Genomic DNA, 998 nt, shown 5'->3' with positions numbered 1-998 from the left:
GCCCGGCCGTCAGCCGAGGGTCCAGGCGACGTCCCTGAGCAGGGACTGCCGCCAACCGGCGCGGTCGTGCCCGGACGCCGAACGCGATATTCGTACGCTCGCACCCGCCCGCGAGGTCAGCTCCTCGGCCAGTCGGCAGTGGGGGAGCATACGGGTCTCGTGTTCACCCACGTCGAACGCGACACGCAGTCCCGAGAGGTCGCGGTCCTTGAGACGGGCGGCGATGGCGCCACCGGTCGGACCGCCCAGCGGATCGTCCTGTCGCATGGCCTCGGACGACCACCAGAACGATCCGGACTGACAGGCGACGCGCGACACCAGCTCCGGGAACTCGGCCGCCGCGAACAGCGCGCTCAGCCCGCCGAGACTCTGCCCGGCGACCACGAGCCGACTCAGGTCGGCGGGAACTCCGGACTCCGCCACCAGCGGCAGCAGTTCGTCCCGCACCGCCTCCCACAGCTCCGGGCGGCAGCAGAACTCGGCCTCCCGGTCCTTGCTCGGCAGGAAGACCAGGGTGACGGGCGGCATCTCCCCGGCGTCGAAGGCCGCGTCGAACGCGGTCATGGCCGGGTGCAGATACAGCCAGTCGTCCCCGTCGAGCAGCAGCACCACAGGCCCGCCGCCGCCCACCGGATGAACGCGCACGGTGCGCCGCCCCCCGAGCCGCTCACTCGCCCAACGGATCCGGGCCCGCGGCACGGGCAGGACCTCGTCGGGCCCCACAGCGGGCCAGTACGGCTGCTCCGGGGCGTCCGGCGTCGCGGCGATGGAACGGTCCCCACCGGCGCCGACCGGATTCAGCGGGTCGGCGTACGCCTCGCCCCCGACGAGAAACCGATAGGTCACCCGTAGCCGCTCAGGCATGCGCACCTCGGCATACCAGCAGTCCGTGCCGCCCCACTGACGCAACTCGGTCAGCCCCGCCCAGCTCTCGAAGTCGATGAGGGGCCGAGAAGCAGCAGCCGCAGCGGCATTGAGAGCGGGAGCGGGAGCAGGAG

The 998-nt window shown here is 72.3% G+C and carries 1 protein-coding gene; it reads right to left on the bottom strand.

All coding sequences use genetic code 11. The annotated features are described in order from the left end of the window. Positions 1–9: 9 nt before the first annotated feature. On the bottom strand, positions 10–998 hold a 989-nt coding region (locus AB8Z36_RS41180), incomplete at its 5' end, for an alpha/beta hydrolase-fold protein (RefSeq protein ID WP_369218452.1).

The sequence above is a fragment of the Streptomyces flavofungini genome, from assembly GCF_041028215.1.
Taxonomy (GTDB): domain Bacteria; phylum Actinomycetota; class Actinomycetes; order Streptomycetales; family Streptomycetaceae; genus Streptomyces; species Streptomyces flavofungini_B.
This window is presented reverse-complemented; position numbering and strand designations above follow the sequence as displayed.